The 17,593-nt window shown below is 63.9% G+C and carries 14 protein-coding genes; 4 read left to right on the top strand and 10 right to left on the bottom strand.

The genetic code is table 11. The annotated features are described in order from the left end of the window. Positions 1-4: 4 nt before the first annotated feature. From AC1Q6C_RS08985 to AC1Q6C_RS08960, 6 genes are all read right to left on the bottom strand, one after another. Positions 5-1,063, bottom strand: a complete 1,059-nt coding sequence (locus tag AC1Q6C_RS08985; protein WP_019746062.1) for an isopenicillin N synthase family dioxygenase — start codon at positions 1,061-1,063, stop codon at positions 5-7. Between the two features lie 143 nt (positions 1,064-1,206). Beyond that, complete coding sequence (locus AC1Q6C_RS08980) at positions 1,207-2,310, bottom strand: inositol-3-phosphate synthase (RefSeq protein WP_003945979.1); 1,104 nt, start codon at positions 2,308-2,310, stop codon at positions 1,207-1,209. Continuing rightward, entirely contained in the window at positions 2,303-2,866 is a 564-nt protein-coding gene (locus AC1Q6C_RS08975) for a PadR family transcriptional regulator (protein WP_003946014.1), read from the bottom strand. Before AC1Q6C_RS08975 ends, AC1Q6C_RS08980 begins: the two co-directional genes overlap by 8 nt. Positions 2,867-2,982: 116 nt before the next feature. Beyond that, positions 2,983-3,753, bottom strand: coding sequence for a DUF1707 SHOCT-like domain-containing protein (locus tag AC1Q6C_RS08970; protein ID WP_492666537.1), 771 nt, complete (start codon positions 3,751-3,753; stop codon positions 2,983-2,985). A gap of 9 nt (positions 3,754-3,762) precedes the next feature. Further along, positions 3,763-4,584, bottom strand: coding sequence for a DUF1707 SHOCT-like domain-containing protein (locus AC1Q6C_RS08965; protein WP_118605770.1), 822 nt, complete (start codon positions 4,582-4,584; stop codon positions 3,763-3,765). A gap of 9 nt (positions 4,585-4,593) precedes the next feature. Next, positions 4,594-5,433, bottom strand: a complete 840-nt coding sequence (locus AC1Q6C_RS08960) for a DUF1707 SHOCT-like domain-containing protein (protein WP_118605773.1) — start codon at positions 5,431-5,433, stop codon at positions 4,594-4,596. A 128-nt stretch (positions 5,434-5,561) separates the two neighbouring features. On the opposite strand from AC1Q6C_RS08960, the gene AC1Q6C_RS08955 reads away from it, so the two are divergent. The 3 genes from AC1Q6C_RS08955 to AC1Q6C_RS08945 all read left to right on the top strand — a co-directional run bounded on the left by AC1Q6C_RS08955 (position 5,562) and on the right by AC1Q6C_RS08945 (position 10,308). After that, positions 5,562-5,981, top strand: coding sequence for a DUF5318 family protein (locus tag AC1Q6C_RS08955; RefSeq protein WP_042448217.1), 420 nt, complete (start codon positions 5,562-5,564; stop codon positions 5,979-5,981). 562 nt (positions 5,982-6,543) lie between these two features. Next, complete coding sequence (locus AC1Q6C_RS08950) at positions 6,544-8,691, top strand: transglycosylase domain-containing protein (RefSeq protein WP_007735524.1); 2,148 nt, start codon at positions 6,544-6,546, stop codon at positions 8,689-8,691. 39 nt (positions 8,692-8,730) lie between these two features. After that, on the top strand, positions 8,731-10,308 hold the full coding sequence (locus AC1Q6C_RS08945; RefSeq protein WP_492666536.1) for a glycosyltransferase family 87 protein: 1,578 nt from the start codon (positions 8,731-8,733) through the stop codon (positions 10,306-10,308). 2 nt (positions 10,309-10,310) lie between these two features. Here AC1Q6C_RS08945 and AC1Q6C_RS08940 read toward each other — a convergent pair whose 3' ends face one another. Then, complete coding sequence (locus AC1Q6C_RS08940) at positions 10,311-10,610, bottom strand: helix-turn-helix transcriptional regulator (protein WP_003941253.1); 300 nt, start codon at positions 10,608-10,610, stop codon at positions 10,311-10,313. A gap of 186 nt (positions 10,611-10,796) precedes the next feature. On the opposite strand from AC1Q6C_RS08940, the gene AC1Q6C_RS08935 reads away from it, so the two are divergent. Beyond that, entirely contained in the window at positions 10,797-14,639 is a 3,843-nt protein-coding gene (locus AC1Q6C_RS08935; RefSeq protein ID WP_492666535.1) for an nSTAND1 domain-containing NTPase, read from the top strand. Between the two features lie 6 nt (positions 14,640-14,645). On the opposite strand, the gene AC1Q6C_RS08930 is transcribed toward AC1Q6C_RS08935, so the two are convergent. The 3 genes from AC1Q6C_RS08930 to AC1Q6C_RS08920 are packed head-to-tail and all read right to left on the bottom strand — an operon-like array spanning position 14,646 to position 17,410. After that, positions 14,646-15,425 carry a DUF4190 domain-containing protein gene (locus AC1Q6C_RS08930; protein WP_064689049.1) on the bottom strand — a complete coding sequence of 260 codons (780 nt, stop codon included), beginning with the start codon at positions 15,423-15,425 and terminating at the stop codon, positions 14,646-14,648. A gap of 45 nt (positions 15,426-15,470) precedes the next feature. Beyond that, positions 15,471-16,055 (bottom strand): GNAT family N-acetyltransferase, encoded by a 585-nt coding sequence (locus AC1Q6C_RS08925; RefSeq protein ID WP_030537128.1) that lies wholly within the window; start codon positions 16,053-16,055, stop codon positions 15,471-15,473. After that, positions 16,055-17,410, bottom strand: coding sequence for a glycosyltransferase family 87 protein (locus tag AC1Q6C_RS08920; RefSeq protein WP_007735530.1), 1,356 nt, complete (start codon positions 17,408-17,410; stop codon positions 16,055-16,057). Before AC1Q6C_RS08920 ends, AC1Q6C_RS08925 begins: the two co-directional genes overlap by 1 nt. Between the last annotated feature and the right edge of the window lie 183 nt (positions 17,411-17,593).

The raw sequence follows: 17,593 nt of genomic DNA, 5'->3' as shown, positions 1-17,593 counted from the left end.
AGCGTCAGGTAGCGCTTTGTGCCGCAACGATGTCCGGCCACCAGCGGGCCGCGACATCGGGGTGCGCACGTAGTCGACTCTTGAGGGCATTCGCCCCGTAGGAATCGTGGATCGGGTTGTTCGCGTCCACGGTGACGCCGGTGGCGCGCGCCGCCAGCTCGGGAGGTAGGTCGAACTCCGGGATCTGCGCTGCGTAGTTCGGGTTGAAGAAGAACGGCACCGAGATACGTTCACCGTCGCCCTCGGGTGAAACTACCCGGTGCACAGTCGCTTTCAAGTAGCCGCCGGTAGCGACCTCGAGCAGTTCGCCGATGTTGACCACCAGCGCCCCGTCGATCGGCGGCGCGTCGATCCAGTCGCCGTCGTGCTCGACCTGCAGACCGCCTTTGCCCGGTTCGACATAGAGCAGAGTCAGCACACCCGCGTCCTTGTGTCCGCCGACGCCCTGGGAGCCGGCACCTTTCGGGCGGCCCGGGTAACGCACCACCTTGATGAGGATCGACGGATCGTGAGCGAACGCGTCGTCGAAGATGTTCGCATCCTGGCCCAGGGCTACCGCCCATTCGCGTAAGAGGCTCAATGCGATCGAGGTGAGTGTGTCGTTCCACTCGGTGATGACGTCGCGAAGTTCGGGAAGGGCGTCTGGCCACTGGTTGGGGCCCTGCAGAATCTCCCAGGCCGGTGAGGTGTCGGTGCGCTCGGCCGCGGGCTGTTCGGCGCCGATGTCGATCTGCTCGCGCCAGTCCTGCTTGCCTTCGGTCAGTTCGCCGCCGAGCCGGGTGTACCCACGGAAGTGCGGGCTGCGGACGTTCTCGATCGCGAGCTTCTCGGCAGTCGGCAGCGCGAAGAACTCGCGGGCGACGGCGAGGAGGCGGCGCTGCAGTTCGTCGGGAATTCCGTGGCCGACCAGGTAGAAGAATCCGACCTCGTGGGTGGCCTCGCGGAGCTGAGTGCGGAACTGCTCGGCGGTGTCGGGGTTCTGCGCAAGCGACAGATCGAGCACTGGCAGCGACGTAATCGACATGGGGTCCTCGATCCGTGTGATGGTTCTGATGTCCATCATTCCACGCTGAGCGGCACCCGGACCCGCACGGCAATTCGGCAGCCGCAGGCGTGATTACCCGCGCGGATGCGGAAACACCCTGCGGATAACAGAATCGGGGCCTTGCGCCGTTGGCGCAAGACCCCGAATCAGTGTGAGTCGAATTAAGCTTCGTCTGCGCCGATGATGAACGCTTCGAGCTCGATGCGAGCCTTGTCGTCGGCCATCTGGACCGGCGGGGACTTCATCAGGTAAGCGGAAGCCGGGTAAACCGGTCCACCGATGCCGCGGTCCTTGGCGATCTTGGCTGCGCGGACGGCGTCGATGATGATGCCGGCAGAGTTGGGCGAATCCCAGACCTCGAGCTTGTACTCCAGGTTCAGGGGAGCGTCACCGAAGGCGCGGCCTTCGAGGCGGACGTATGCCCACTTGCGGTCGTCGAGCCACTCCACGTAGTCCGAGGGACCGATGTGGACGTTGCGGTCGTGAACCTTGCCGGCAAGTGCGCCGGTCAGGTTGGACGTCACGGCCTGGGTCTTGGAAACCTTCTTGGACTCCAGGCGATCACGCTCGAGCATGTTCTTGAAGTCCATGTTTCCACCGACGTTGAGCTGGTAGGTGCGGTCCAGCACGACGCCGCGGTCTTCGAACAGCTTCGCCATCACGCGGTGGGTGATGGTGGCGCCGACCTGGCTCTTGATGTCGTCACCGACGATCGGGACGCCGGCGTCCTTGAACTTGGCAGCCCACTCCGGGTCGGAAGCGATGAAGACGGGCAGAGCGTTGACGAATGCCACGCCTGCGTCGATCGCGCACTGTGCGTAGAACTTGTCAGCGTCGTCGGAACCGACGGGCAGGTAGGAGACGAGGACGTCGACCTGAGCGTCCTTGAGTGCCTTGACGACGTCGACGGGCTCGGCGTCGGACAGCTCGATGGTCTCGGCGTAGTACTTGCCGATGCCGTCGAGGGTCGGGCCACGCTGAACGGGAACGTCCAGGGGCGGGACGTCGGCGATCTTGATGGTGTTGTTCTCGCTCGCGAGGATCGCCTCGGAGAGGTCGAAGCCGACCTTCTTGGCGTCGACGTCGAACGCAGCGACGAACTGCACGTCGCGGACGTGGTACTTGCCGAACTTGACGTGCATGAGGCCGGGGACCGTCTGGGTCTCGTCGGCATCCTTGTAGTAGTGGACGCCCTGAACCAGGGACGAGGCGCAGTTACCCACGCCCACAATGGCTACGCGCACCGCGGTGCTGTTCTCACCCATGGTCGGGTTCTCCTTCTTTCCGGGATGTTCCTGTTGTCGATTGCTCGGCTGCGATCAATTCGTTGAGCCAACGCACTTCGCGTTCACTCGATTCGAGTCCGAGCTGATGGAGCTGACGGGTATAGCGGTCCAGCGATCCGCTGGCCCGACCGACGGCCTCGCGGAGCCCCTCACGGCGCTCCTCGACCTGGCGTCGCCTGCCTTCGAGGATCCGCATCCGCGCTTCTGCGGGGGTGCGGCTGAAGAAGGCGAGGTGAACGCCGAAACCGTCGTCGGTGTAGTTCTGCGGCCCGGTGTCGGCGACCAGTTCGGTGAACCGTTGCCGACCTTCCGGAGTGAGCTGGTAGACGCGACGCGCCCGACGCTTGAGCGTGCCGGTGGCAGTGTCGACGTCTTCCGAGATCAATCCGTCGGCTTGCATGCGCCGCAGTGCCGGGTACAGCGATCCGTACGAGAACGCGCGGAATGCGCCGAGCAGACCAGTGAGCCGCTTACGCAGCTCGTATCCGTGCATCGGTGACTCGAGGAGCAGCCCGAGGATTGCGAGTTCGAGCAACTGACAAACCTCCCGAGTCGTTGAACCTAACCGCTTGATGCGATAACCAACTATATCGCGCCGATATATAAAACCACACTGCGGCCCGATACGTGTACCAAGGTGTCACGGCTAGATCAGGGGGTGAACGGGTAGATCGACATGATTTCGCCATCGAGGGCAGCGGTCAGGTACCCGCTCTCGTCGAGGTCGTTGCCGACGTGAATCTGGATGGTCGGAACATTTTCGGTGCTGTCGACAGAGACGTACCGAGTGGCCGGATTCTGCACGGAGGTGGTGGTTCCGGCGCCGTCGAGCAGGGCGATCACGATGCGAGGATCGAGCTGTCTGACGTCGATCTGTGTCACGTCGGGTTCGCGTGATCCTCCTGAAGTCGTGTCCTCGAGGTCGCCTCGGTAGTAGCTGTCCAGGCTCTTGCGCGGCGCGGCAGGATCGGCGCGCGTTACGCGTGCATAAGTGGGATAGATGGTCATCTCGTCGACCAGTCCGCTGCCGTACTCCGTTTCGATGGCATGGAACATCGCCCCCAGGCCGTCGACGGTGTGTAACTGTGGCTCGGGGCTCGAGAAGATCGTGACGTCGGACGCGGCGTATTTGATTCCGAAACCGACAGCCGAGACCAGTGACAGCGCGATGATCACAACAGCAATCCAACGCGTGTCGAGCGAAGGTTCTTTCCGAAGAATGGGTAGGGACGCCTCAGTCTGCAGATCGAACGTCAAATCTTCGAGATCGCCGAGAGTGACTGCCACCGCGGCGAGTTCGGTCAATTCGTCGTGCTCGGTCGCCGTGAGTTGTCCGTCGGCGAAGGCGGAGTCCAGCACTGCGCAGGTAGCCTCGCGATCGGCATTGCGAGCGCGGGTGGTCCTGGTCAGATCGTTCGGCATGTCCGGGGCCTATCGAGGAGTGAAGGGAGACAAGCGGATCGGGCGTCCGTCAGGCGTCAGATCCATCCACCCGCTCGCGCCGAGGTTGTTGCTGGCGTAGATGGAGACGCGTGGATCGTCGCTCGACGAACTCATGCTGATGTGTGTGATCTCGGCGTCGGGGACGTTGAGATTTGCGGACACTCCTGCCAGATATCCGGCGAGTTTGTCGATGTCGACGGCAGCGAGGTCGAAGGTGACGGTGCTGGCTGCTCGAGTCGACGTGCTGTCGCGTGGTGTGAAACCGCCTCGAAAGTCGATGTCTTCCTCCAGGTTCGGTGAGACAGCGGCGGCGCGAGTGACGCTTGCATAGCCGTCGTAGAAGTTGGCGGAATCGATTATCGTCGTGCCGTACTTGGCCATGTATCTGGTGATGAATTCCCCGATCCCGCTAGCGGTGACCGTGTTCAGCGTCGAACTCACAATGGGGGCAAGCGGTCCGACCGGTTCGGCTGCAGCCGGTGGAGGCGGTGGGGGTGAAGGGTCGGCGGACAAGGTGAGGTACCCGATCAGGCCGGCGAAGACAGTCGATGCGGCTGCGAGGTACCAGATCTTGTCGATACGGCGAACTTTGGCGACGGCGTTGCGCAGCGTTGCTTTCTGCAGATCGCGGACCAGCAGATCGAGCTGTCCGAGCGTGGTCGCGGTCATGGCCGCAGCCGTCCGGTTCGCGTGCTCGTCGACCGTGATCTGGCCGTCGGACAGAGCCGTATCGAGAACGGCGCAGGTATCGGAACGGTCGACGTCGCGCGCACGGGTGCGCGTAGAGGTAGTAGTCGGGGACCCACTCACCGGCTCACCCTAGCTCCCGTACGGGTAGGAACGAGAGATCTCGCCCCACGGGGTGACCTCGATGCGTCCATCCTCGCCGCGGATGTTCTCCGCGTAGATCGCGATCTCCGGGACACCGTAGTTCGCGTCGAGGATCACGGCGGTGATCGTCGCGTCCGGCACTTTGATGAATTCGCCGATGTTTTCCATGAACGGCGTGAGTTTGTCGATCTCGATGGAGCCGAGGTCGAACGTCGGCTGATCGCTTCTGCGAGGGGTGTTGTTCGGCTCGATCTGGAATCCACCCCAGAAGCTGATGCGCTGGGTCTGAGCCGGTGCACCGGGTGCTGCGCGTTGGACCGAAGAATGCTTCTCGTGGAAGCTCGCGCTGTCGACGAACATGTCGCCGTACTCGTCTCGATACCTCTCGATGAATGCGCCGATTCCTTCCGGGGTCAACGTGTCGATGTGTGCGATCAGGATCGGTTCGACGGTCGGCTCCGGCACCGGGGTGGTGGTCGGCAACGGCGGAGCGAGGGAAGTAGTGCTGGCATAACTGGCAGTGATGTCTTCCGAGGGCGTCAACGGTGACCGACTCCACGCCACTGCTGCGATCGCTCCGACGACGATCAGAGCAGCAGCACCGACGAACACGGCCTTTCGTGCCGTCGACGTCCGAGGCACCGTTTTGGTCTCGATCTTCGGCACCTGCAGATCGTTGACCAGGCGTGCGAGTGCGAGCAGGGTCTTCGCGGACTTCGCCTTCTCGGTCCGGTCGAAGTAGTCCTCCGCGCTCAACTGCCCTTCGGCGTACGCGGCGTCCAACACATTGCACGTTTCGACGCGATCAAGATCACGAGCACGCGTCATCGGAGAACGAGAAGACTTCACAGGAAGTGATCGTAATGGCTGGTCGCCATGCCCCCAGCCCCCGAAATGTGTTCATCGTGACCCTCCCGAACCGTCCGTCGCGGCACGGACGCACGTACGCTGGTCAGGTGCGGATACAGCGGCAAGTTGTGGACTACGCGCTCGCGCGTCGGTCTGTGCTGGCCGAAGTGTCTGCGGGTCGGACCGACGTCAAGCAGGTGTGTGACGCCGATCCGTACCTACTCAGAGCCGCGAAGTTCCACGGCCGGGGCAGCGACGTCGTCTGCCCCATTTGCCGCAAGGAACAGTTGACGCTCGTGTCCTGGGTGTTCGGCGACAAGCTCGGTCAGGTTTCGGGATCGGCCCGAACCTCGGACGAGCTCGCTCGGCTTGCGGAAACAGCAGAGGAGTTCACGGTGCACGTTGTAGAGGTGTGCCGTACCTGCAGTTGGAACCACTTGGTGCAGTCCTATGTGCTCGGCGCAGTACCTGCGCCGCCGCGACCGCGGCGAGCACGCCCACCAAGCCGGCGCACCGCCAGCGAGTAACGCCACACCCGAAGAAGGGCCCGATCGAAGTCTGCACGTGATCGGTCCGTGACCACTGGAGATTTGATTCGTGAGTTCCCCCAGCAACAACAACCCGGGCGGCAACAACCCGGGTGGCCGTCCCGTCGGTCCCAACCGTCCCGCCGGACCTCCTCAGGGTCGTCCGCCGCAGGGACGTCCCATGGGCCCACCACCGCAGGGACGCCCTCCGATGGGTCCGCCCCCTCAGGGTCGTCCGCCGCAAGGTCGTCCGATGGGACCCCCGCCCCAGGGTCGTCCGCCGCAAGCCCGACCTTCGGGCCCGCCTCCTCAGGGCCGCCCCGCCGGTCCCCCTCCTCAGGGTCGTCCGCCGCAAGGCCGACCTGCCGGCCCGCCGCCTCGAGATCGCGCCGTAGGCGCTCAGGCGAACGAACCGACCCAGCGCGTCGCGGCAGCAGCAGCGACCACCCGTAGCAACGCGGGCACCCGCCCGCCGGTCGGACCTCCGCCGACGAAGCCGCCGACAGGTGGCTCCGGTGGCGGTGGCAACGACGGACAACCCCCGAAGGGAAGAAAGAGCACCGTGAAGAAGAAGTCCAAGTGGCGCACAGTTCGCCGCTCGGCCTACGTCTTGGTGGCGCTCGGTCTTGTTCTGCCCGTCCTTGCCTTCATGGCCGCGTACATCGTGCAGGACGTCCCCAAACCCGGTGACCTCAAGACCAATCAGGTGGCGACGGTCTTTGCCGCCGACGGCACCACGGTGATCAGCACTGTCGTCCCGCCAGATGGCAACCGCGTCGAGGTCTCGCTCGATCAGGTACCGCCGCACGTTCGCAACGCTGTTCTGGCCGCAGAGGACCGCGATTTCTACTCGAACCCGGGCTTCTCGATCTCCGGTTTCGCACGCGCGGCCCGAGACAACGTCCTCGGTCGCGACAGCGCCGGTGGTGGCTCGACCATCACGCAGCAGTACGTCAAGAAGGCGCTTGTCGGCTCGGAGCGTTCGCTGACGCGAAAGATGAAGGAACTCGTCATCTCCTCGAAGATGGCCAACGAGTGGTCCAAGGACGACATCCTCGCCGCGTATCTGAACACCATTTACTTCGGTCGCGGCGCATACGGCATCGGCGCAGCATCCAAGGCTTACTTCGGTAAGCCCGTCGACCAGCTGTCCATCGAAGAAGGCGCCGTCCTGGCGTCGTCGATCCAGCTTCCGTCGCTCCTCGATCCCGAGACCAACCCGACCGGCGCGAAGTCCCGTTGGGATTACGTGCTCGACGGCATGGTGTCTGCAGGCACGCTGGATCAGGCCGCGCGCACGCCGATGCAGTACCCCGCCTACATCCCGCTCGCCCAGGTCGACAACAGCAGCCAGGGCTCGACCGGACCCGAAGGCCTGATCAAGCGTCAGGTGCTCAAGGAGATCGGCGACGCTGGAATCAGCGAGCAGTTGCTCAACACCGAGGGCTTGCAGATCACCACGACCATCGACCCGCAGGCTCAGGCCGCAGCGGTCGAGGCAGCCCGTTCCAACATGGAGGGTGAGCCGGAGAACCTGCGTACCGCAGTTGTCTCGGTCGATCCGAAGACCGGAGCCGTCAAGGCGTACTACGGCGGTGAGGACGGCGCGGGATACGACTTCGCGAATGCCGGACTTCAGACCGGTTCCTCGTTCAAGGTGTTCGGCCTCGCAGCCGCCCTGGATCAGGGAATCCCGCTCTCGCAGATGTACGACAGCTCACCGCTGACCGTCAACGGCATCTCCATCGGCAACGTCGAAGGTGAAAGCTGCGGCACCTGCACCATCGCAGAGGCGCTCAAGCGTTCGCTGAACACCAGCTTCTACCGTCAGATGCTCAGCCTCGACGGCAACGGCCCGCAGGAAATCGCGGACATCGCTCACAAGGCAGGCATCCCGAAGGACATCCCGGGCGTCGGCCCGTCGCTCACCGAGGCCGACGGTTCCGGCCCCAACAACGGCATCGTGCTCGGCCAGTACCAGGCCCGCGTGCTCGACATGGCGTCGTCGTACGCGACACTCGCCGCGTCCGGTACGTATCACGCACCGCACTTCGTGCAGAAGGTCGTCGCGGCCGACGGCACCGTGCTGCTGGACCGCGGCGCGCCCGCCGGTGAAGACCGCATCGACGCTGCCGTGGCGGACAACGTGACGGCTGCGATGCAGCCGATCGCGGCGTACTCGCGCGGTCACAACCTGGCCGGCGGACGTCTGTCGGCGTCGAAGACAGGTACCGCGCAGCTCGGTGACACCGGAGCCAACAAGGACGCGTGGATGGTCGGCTACACGCCGTCGCTTTCGACCGCGGTCTGGGTCGGAACTCCCGACGGTGAAGCGATCACCAATTCCGGTGGCGCGATGATCTACGGCTCGGGTCTGCCTTCGGACATCTGGAAGGACACGATGGACGGCGCCCTCGAGGGCACCGACAACGAGAAGTTCCCGACGCCGGGCAAGATCAACGGTCAAGCCGGTGGTGTTCCGGAGTACACGGCTCCCGCACCGCCCAAGACGTCGGCGCCGCCGACCACCGCACCGACGACGACGGAAACCACTCCGCCGCCCGTGGTGACAACGACGCAGGTCGAGGTTCTGCCGGGCATCACGATCCCGATTCCGGGCATCTCCCGGCCGACGACAACCACGCCACAGGTACCAGGGGCAGGCGAGACCACCGAGGAAGAACCGGCAGGTGTGAGCCCCGGCCAGTAGTTGGAGGGTGGTCGGTTCGAAAGACGGTAACCTCGCGGAGTGGCCGCGAATGCTGATGATGCCGAACCGACCTCCCCCGCTCCGCTGGCCGAAGATCTTCGTTCGGCGGATTGGCGGGACGTTCCCAGTCGCAACGACGCGATGGTGTCTGCGCTGTCGGGAACCGTCGGCGGTCCGGTAGGTCGTCACGCACTGATCGGGCGCACTCGCTTCTTCACACCGATGCGAGTGATCCTTCTGCTCGCCGTGGTGTTCTTGGCTTTCGGCTGGTTCGCCAAGGCGGGCTGTATTCAGCAGGCGCCGGTCGGCGAGAGCGGGCAGGTCGGCCTCGACTGGAGTGGCAGCCGTCAGTACGTGGCGATGTGTTACTCCGATACCGTTCCGCTGTACGGAGCCGAGCGCCTCGATCAGGGAGCATTCCCGTACAAGACGTCGTGGGAAGAAGTACGCGGCGACGGTTCGATCCAGATGCGGTACATGGAGTATCCGGTCATCTCGGGGCTCTACCAGTACGGCGCAATGAAAGTCGCGAAGGCGTGGGATTCGATCACCTGGCTGCCGGGCGCGATTCAGGTGGCGCTCTATTTCAACGTCGTGGCGTTCGGGTTGGCGTTGGCGTGGCTGGTCACCGTGTGGGCGAGCACCCTGCTGGCCGGACGACGAGTGTGGGACGGCGCTCTGATCGCGTGCTCCCCTTTGGTGATCGTGCACGTGTTCACGAACTTCGATCCTCTGGCGACGGCGTTCGCGGCGGGTGGGTTGTTGGCGTGGGCACGCAAGCGGCCCGTGCTCGCGGGAATCCTGCTCGGCCTGGGCGGCGCCGCAAAGCTCTACCCGCTGCTCCTACTGGGACCGCTCTTGGTCCTGTGTCTGCGCGCGGGCAAGACGAGGGACTGGCTGGTGACCGCTCTCAGCGCGGTCGCGGCATGGCTTGCGGTGAACCTGCCCATTGCCGCGCTGTACCCCCATGGTTGGTACGAGTTCTTCCGGCTCAACTCCGAACGCGGGGCCGATCCGGATTCGCTCTACAACGTGATCGCGTCGTTCACGTCGTGGAAGGGCCTCGACGGTCCTCTCGCACAGGGTGAGTCGCCGTCGAATCTCAACGCCGTCTCTCTGCTTTTGTTCGTGGCCGTCTGCATCGGTGTCGGATACGTCGCCCTGACGGCGCAGCGTCGTCCGCGAGTTGCGCAGCTGTGCTTCCTGTTGGTGGCGGGCTTCCTGCTCACGAACAAGGTGTGGAGCCCGCAGTATTCTCTGTGGCTGGTGCCGCTGGCCGTGTTGGCCTTGCCGCACCGCAGACTCCTGCTCGCGTGGATGACCATCGACGCCCTGGTCTGGGTTCCACGAATGATGTATTACCTCGGAGTGTCCAACAAGGGGCTGCCCGAGCAGTGGTTCACCGGAACCATCGTGATCCGGGACATCGCGGTACTCGTTCTGTGCGCGCTGGTGCTCCGGCAGATCTACCGGCCGTCGGAGGATCTCGTGCGGTACGGGTTCATCGACGATCCGGCGGGCGGTGTTCTCGATCAAGCACCGGACAAACAACCCGCCTGGCTACCCGGTTGGTTGAAGCCGTCCAAGGCGAAGGAACCGGAACCCGTCGCGGTCTGAGGTCACCACTCGTCGAGGGTGGTGTACCCGTCCTGAACCGCGCGGGCGAACAACGCTGCCTTCGTGGGAGCCGGCCGCCCGACGTCGCTGTACTTCGTGCGGATCCGAGTGATGTGTGTGTTGACGGTGCAGACGCGTAGGCCGAGTGTCTCGGCGACCTCGGACTTGGAATCCGAACGTAGCCAGGCAAGAAGTACTTCGATCTCACGGACGCTCAGCTTCGGCTTGTGCTTGCCGTGCTTGGGGTTGCCGACTCGGGACACGTTTGCCTCGATCTTCGGAGAAATGCCGATTGAAGACATGCGAGTAGCGCCTTTCGACGGAGGGGATGGGCGTCGACTGCCGTATTTGCAGAAGGGCTGCTGGCTCAGGGTGCGACTGAGACGAGTATTTCGATCGAGGTGTCTCAGTGGAACGGGTGCAACTCTCTCGATACAGAGTCCATACAACGGACAAATCCCCTACCTGCTCCGATAGAGTGCGTCGCTATGAACTCGAAGGCGGAAGCCGGTACGCACAATCAGGTCGATCCCGCCCGGATCGAGTCGCGTGGGCAGTTTGCTGAGACGCTCACTGCACTGCGGAACGCAGCCGGACTGACGGTCCGCGAAGCCGTCGAGCGTTCGGGTGGTTTGCACGGAACCGTCAGCGGATGGTTTGCCGGCCAACACCTGCCGACGCCGGCGAGTACCCCGATGTTTTTCGCGCTCCTCGAGGCCTGCGGCGTCGATTCCGAGGATGAGCGGCAGCGCTGGATCAGTGCGGTGCAACGAGTGAGACAGCTGACGGCCAGACGACGCGGCGACGCCACCGTTCCGTATCGAGGTCTCGAGTCGTTCCGGCAAGAGGACGCCGAGTGGTTCTTCGGTCGAGACGAACTCACTGCCAACTTGGTTGAGCGGGTGGCGTCGGCGATACGAGGTGTCGGTCGCCGTCAGTTCATGGTGATCGGTGCCTCCGGATCGGGTAAGTCGTCGTTGCTGCGGGCCGGGCTCGCCCCCAAGATCGCCGGGGACGATCCACGGTTCGACGGTTGGCGGGTGGAAACCCTGCAGCCGGGTACGGGAGGAATTCCGTCGTCGATCTCCGACGAACCAACCGTCTTGATCCTCGACCAGTTCGAGGAACTGTGGACGCAGTGCGACGGTGATCGGCGCGAGGAAATACTGCGGACCCTCGCGGAACTCGGTGAGAACACCATCGCAGTCATCGGAATGCGCGCCGACTTCTACGGGCTCGCGGCGGAGGAACCGCTTTTGGTACCGCTGCTCGACGATTCGCCGATGGTGGTCGGGCCGCTGACCGACGAACAATTGCGCGAGGTGATCGTCGAGCCGGCGATCAAGGCCGGGATGACCGTGCAGAGCGAATTGGTTCAGGTTCTGGTCTCCGAGCTGACACCACGCGGCTCGCGTACGGCGAGCGACCCCGGAGCTTTGCCCTTGCTGTCACACGCACTGTTGGGGACCTGGCAACGGTCGACGCGTAAAACTCTGACCGTCTCGGATTACTACGCCACCGACGGGATTGCCGGGGCCGTCCAGCAAAGCGCGGAGGAAGTGTACGGCGAGCTCACAGAGCGGCAGCAGCAGTTGGCGCGCAGGATCTTCCTCCGGTTGGTCAACGTCGACGAAGTGACGCAGACGCGTCGGCGGGCACCGCGCACCGAACTCTTCCTCGGTGACGACGTCGACGACGTGAATACCGTCATCGACCGGTTCGCCTTACGCCGCCTTCTCACCGTCGACGAGGAGACCGTCGAGGTTTCGCACGAGGTCTTGCTGTCCGCGTGGAGTCGGCTTCGCGATTGGATCGACTCGGACCGCGCCGGTCTGGCGGTGCATCGCCGGTTCACCTACGCGGCGCAGGTGTGGGAAGACAGTGGACGCGACCCCGGCGCGCTGCTCGGACCCGCACGTCTTCATCTGACGGAAGAATGGCTGCGTTCGGGCGAACTCGGGCTCCCACTGGAACCGAGTCGGACCCGCGCCGCCGACCTCAATGCCACCGAGCGGGAGTACCTCGCCGCGAGCATCGAGCATCGTGATCAGCAGGAATTTGCCGATCGCCGACGTACACGCGTGCTACGACGGCTCGTGACTGCGCTGGCAGCCGCGTCGGTGATCGCTCTGGTGTTGGCGGTGGTTGCCACCGTCGCCGGTATCGGAGCCAATCGTCAACGTGTCCAAGCAGATACTGCGCGCGACGAGGCGATGTCGCGTCAGGTGGCCACCGAGTCGATCAGGATGCGTGAGCGGGATCCGTCGCTGGCGTCGCAGCTTGCTCTGGCGGCATTTGCGGTCAACGAAACGACCGAAGCCCGCTCGGCATTGCTGGATGCGTCGGGCGTTCATTCGGCTACTCGCATCATCGGGCCGCCCGGCGCGATGAAGGCCCGGATCAACCCAGCCGGAACTGTTGTGGCGGTGGGTGGTTCGGACGGGAAGGTCAGGCTTTATCCGATGGTGGACGGTGTTGCCTCAGCCGTTCCGCAGGCGGAGTTCCTCGGAGTCTCGGAGGGCACGGCCCTCTTTGCCGTCGCCTACAGCCCGGACGGACGGCTCCTTGCGACCGGTGGTGCCGGCGGCGCTGCACTCTGGGATGTGTCGGACCCGAAGAATCCGGTCCGTGGAACACTTCCCGTCGACGGTGAACGCGTAGTGCAGGACATGGAGTTCAGCCCAGACGGAACCAAGCTGGTCGCCGGTACCTCGACGCCCGACGTCCTGCGATGGAACATCGACACCTCCACGAATGCCGTTGCTTTGCCTGCTCTTCCGCATCCAGCTGACGGCATTGTCACCGCGACGTTCAGTCCTGACGGACGTTTCCTCGTGGCGGGCGGGCGTCAAGCGACTCTGCGCGTGTGGGACGTCGCAAAGTGGGGTGAGGAATCGGCGCCGATCTTCGCGACCGAGCCGAACGGCACCACCGTCCACTACCTCGGCGTCGCCTTCAGTCCGGACGGACGCGAGCTTGCGGCGGGAACCACTGGCAGGGAGGTGGTTCGGTGGGACATGAGCGATCCGGCGCGCCCCACTCCCCTGCAGGCACTGACGGGATTTTCCAGCTACGTCAACGAACTGAACTACGGCAAAGACGGAACACGTCTTGCCGCAGGAAGTTCCGACAACTCCGTGCGCGTGTGGGACCCCCGAACCGGGGCATTGATCGAAACACTTCCGGACAGTGGGGCGGTGACCACAGTCGACTACAGCGATGACGGCCGCAATCTGGTCACCGGGGGACTCAACGGTGTGACTCGCGTGTGGGCTCTTCCGGGTCCGGTCTGGGCGGGAGCTCGGGACACGATCTTCACCAGTCCCTTTGCCGCGGACGGCTCGCGTCTGGTGGCCGGCGTCGGTGCCAGGGGTGGCGCGATGTTGGCGTGGAACACCGAGGATCTCGATCGCCCCGCGGTGATGCCGGAGTTGAAACCGCAAGGGGACGACTCTTTCAGCGGTGCGTCGGCGGTGTCGGCAGACGGGAACCTGGCTGTGAGCGGCACCGGCGGCGGCGGTGCATATCTTTGGGACCTGAGTGATCCGGCGTCGCCACGTATCTACGGCGAGCCTGCGGTATATGTGAAGGGCATCGTGGCGGTTGTCGCGCTGAATCCCGCCGGAGATCTGCTGGCGGTGTCCTCGCAGGACGACAACAGTATTGCGTTGGTCGACGTTTCCGACCCGTCGGCTCCGAAACTGTTGTCGTTGACCGATGTCGGCTCCTACCCGCAGATGATGGCCTTTCAGCCAGGTACCGACATCTTGGCGATCGCGAACGCCAAGAACGAAGTGGATCTGTGGGACGTGTCGAACGCAGCGTCGCCCCGGGTGGCGGCGACGGTGGGTGGATTCGAAAGCTACGCATTAGCAGTGTCTTTCAGCGCCGACGGAACGCTGTTGGCCGCCGGAAGTGCGGATCACGGTGTCGCCGTGTGGGACGTACGCACACCGTCGGCACCCGAGGAACTCGCTCGTCTCGTCGGCCCCGAGGGCGCAATCTATTCGATCTCGTTCAACCGCGCCGGTGATCGGCTCGCTGCCGGTGTCGGCGACGGAACCGTCTGGCTCTGGGACATCGAGACTCCCTCGCGGTCAACACGATTTGCGACGCTGTCCGCCTACCCGGGTCGCGTCAACGACGCTCAGTTCGCCGGCGAGAGTGACATGATCGCGGGCAGTGGGTCGGACAAGACCGTTCGCTTGTGGGGAATCGACCCCGACGGCGTCGTTGATCGATTGTGCCGCACCGCAGGATCTCCCATCACGGAAGCCGAATGGGAGCGGTACCTGCCCGGTGTTCCCTACCAGGATCCGTGTGCCGGCTGACGCGCTTCAGTTCATCCAGAACTCGAGCGCCGCTTCCCGACCCAGCTCGCCTCCGCTGCCGGTGATCACCAGTCCGGCGGAGGTGAGCTTGTACGTCACGTCCTTGTTGGTGACGGTGAATCCGTTGCCCGTGGGCGTCGGATCGTCGAGTTCGATGGTGGCGCCGTCGCTCAGCCGTTGACCCTTGTAGTAGTAACGCCCGACTCCGGTTTCGCAGATGACGATTCGTGATCCGGTCGTGACGGCGATGGCGACGGCGGGATTGGTGGAGTTGCAACTGGGGCCGCCGGAGATGAAGCCCTGACGGTTGGTGCCCGAGACGGTCGGCGCTGGTCCGATCGAGGTTGTGACGCGTGGGGGCGTCGTCGTTTTCGGCGCTGTGGTGGGTGCACTCGGCGCCCGAGTCGTGGTCGTGGAGTACGAGTACGGCGTCGTATAGGTGAGACTCCGCGAACTCGCTTCATTGGCGGCGTTGCCGAAAGCGGCGGCGAGCAGCCCGAAGAACGCGATCCACACGATCACGGCCAGGATGCCGAGTGCGGTGAAGATGTAGCCGATGATCAGTCCGGCAAGGGCGAGTCCGTCGCCTTCTTCGCCGGTCCGTTTGATCTGGCCGCGAGCGATGTGCCCGAAGACGATCCCCAACGGCGCGATGAGGAACGCGAAGACGAGGGCGAGTACCGCGAGTGTGTTCGTCGGCCGCCTGCCGTACGGATCGGGCTGCCCGTACGGAGCCGGTTGCCAATTCTGATTGCCCTGGTACCCGTACCCACCCTGATCGCTCATGAGGTGAATCTTGGCATGGACTTCGTCGAAGAGTGCAGGTGATGGCTAGTTTCGGGTACGTGTCTCGAGCTGAGGTGCGATGGTCGGCCAATCGTCGTCGGTCATCGCGAACAGCGCTGTTGTACGCCAACTGCCGTCGACACGGCGTCGGTGCTTGCGCAGCAGGCCCTCGAACTGAGCGCCGAGCTTTGCGATCGCGGCCCTGGATTGATCGTTGAACTCGTCCGTGTGCCACTCGACGCGTACGGCTTCGAGCTGGTCGAAGGCGTGACGAAGCAGGAGCAGCTTCGATTCGGGATTGATCCCGGTTCCCTGAACCGATCGCGACAACCACGTGTATCCGATTGCAAGACTGCGGTTTACCGGGTCGATCTGGTACATGGACGTGGTGCCGACCACGGCGTTCGTCACGATGTTCACCTGCGCAAAGGCGATCCGATTAGGGTCGTCGGTTGCTGCAGCGATGTACTTCTGTGCCTGTTCCCGATCGGTGATGGGCGATGCGGTCCAACGAAAGATCGCCGGGTCGTCGGCAGCAGCGAGCAGAGCGTCGGTGTGCGCGACGCCCAGGGGTTCGAGTCGGACACGATCACCGGTCAGCGTCGGTGATTCGAACCATGATGCAGTCATCAGGCGTGCTCCCGTGAGTGAGTCGGAAGGTTGTTGTCGGAGTTGGCAATCTGATCGGTCCCACCGGCAAGCGGATACCGCAACGGGACTCGCAGGAACAGGAAGAAGAACACGGCGAGCAGGATGACGTGGCCCCACACGCTCGCCTGGACGACGGCCTCGTACTTGCTCGGATCGAGATTCATGTCCAGTTGGTAGAAGTACCGGAAGATGCCGATACCCAACGCTGCGTCGGCGATCAGATAGGCGACGATCCAGAACCACCGGATCTTGAACAGTACGAGGAAAGGCAGGATCCACAGTGTGTACTGCGGTGAATTGACCTTGTGTAGCAACACGAATCCGCACAGCATCGCGGCACTGACTGCAATCCACGGAAAGTAGCCGTCGCGGACGTAGCGGCGCCAACCCAGATACATCGCGAGCGCGAACGACAACAGGATCATCACCGGAGACAGGATGCTCACCAGTGCGTCGTAGTCGGCGTTGAGCTCGCGAACTCCGAAACCGTAGAAGGGGCGCAAACCCCAGAACCACACCGAATTGGTGGTGATGTCGGCGCTTCGCTTCTCCTGGAAGCTGAACGACGCGCGCCAGCCTTCGTACGAGATGAGGGCGAACGGCAGGTTGACGAGGACGACGGTGACGATCGCCGCGCCTGCCGTCATCAGCGCTCCACGAACGTCGTAGCGCTTGCCTTCGGTGCCGCGTAGAAGCACGTAGGCCATGAGCGGCAGCACGAACATTCCCGGGTACAGCTTCAAACAGAAACCGATCGCCAGGATGACGGCCGCCAGAACCGCGCGAGTTCGCAGCGGGATCCGCTCGAACGTCATCAGGAAGATCGCGCCGACGCTGGTGGCCACCACCGGGAGCTCCCAGTTGTGGAATGCGTACAGAACCAGGGGCGGAGTCGCCGACCACACGAGCGCGTACGCGCCGCTCATCTTGCCGAGCATCCACGCCGTGAGCAGTCCGAAAGGAGCCAGGATCAGGGCCGAGTGCAGAAGGAAATCGGTGTCGGTGTGTGAGCCGATACCGCCCAGCCACATCAGAATTCCGCTGAGCACCGGGTATTCGACGGTTCCGCCGGTCAGGAATCCTTCGGGCGTTATCCCTCCGGTGACGAAGGGGAACAGATGCTGATCGATTCCTCGTCCGAGCCAGAGCAACTGGATATCGGAGTAGCAGACGTCGATGTTCTTGTTGACGTCGAAGTTCAGGCTTCGGCCGTCGGGCGCGAACGGTGCACCGCCGCATCTGGCCTTGTTGAAATAGCCCAGCGCCATCGTCAGCCCGCACAATCCGACGACCAACGCCAGGATCGACGCCGGGGTCTTGCGGTCTGTTCGCATGATTCTCACCCTAGGGGGCGCAGTGGCTCGCGGGGTGATGCGTCTGCGCCACGCGTCGCGCATCGACCTGGCGGTCTCCCCGGAGGGCTGGGACGATTTCCCTGGTCAAGGCCCCTCGTGTAACCTACGAGGGTTGCTGACGCAACGACCCTCCTGCCACGGATAGTCCGTGGCCGTTTTCAC

The sequence above is a fragment of the Rhodococcus sp. MT28 genome (assembly GCF_058792695.1).
This window is presented reverse-complemented; position numbering and strand designations above follow the sequence as displayed.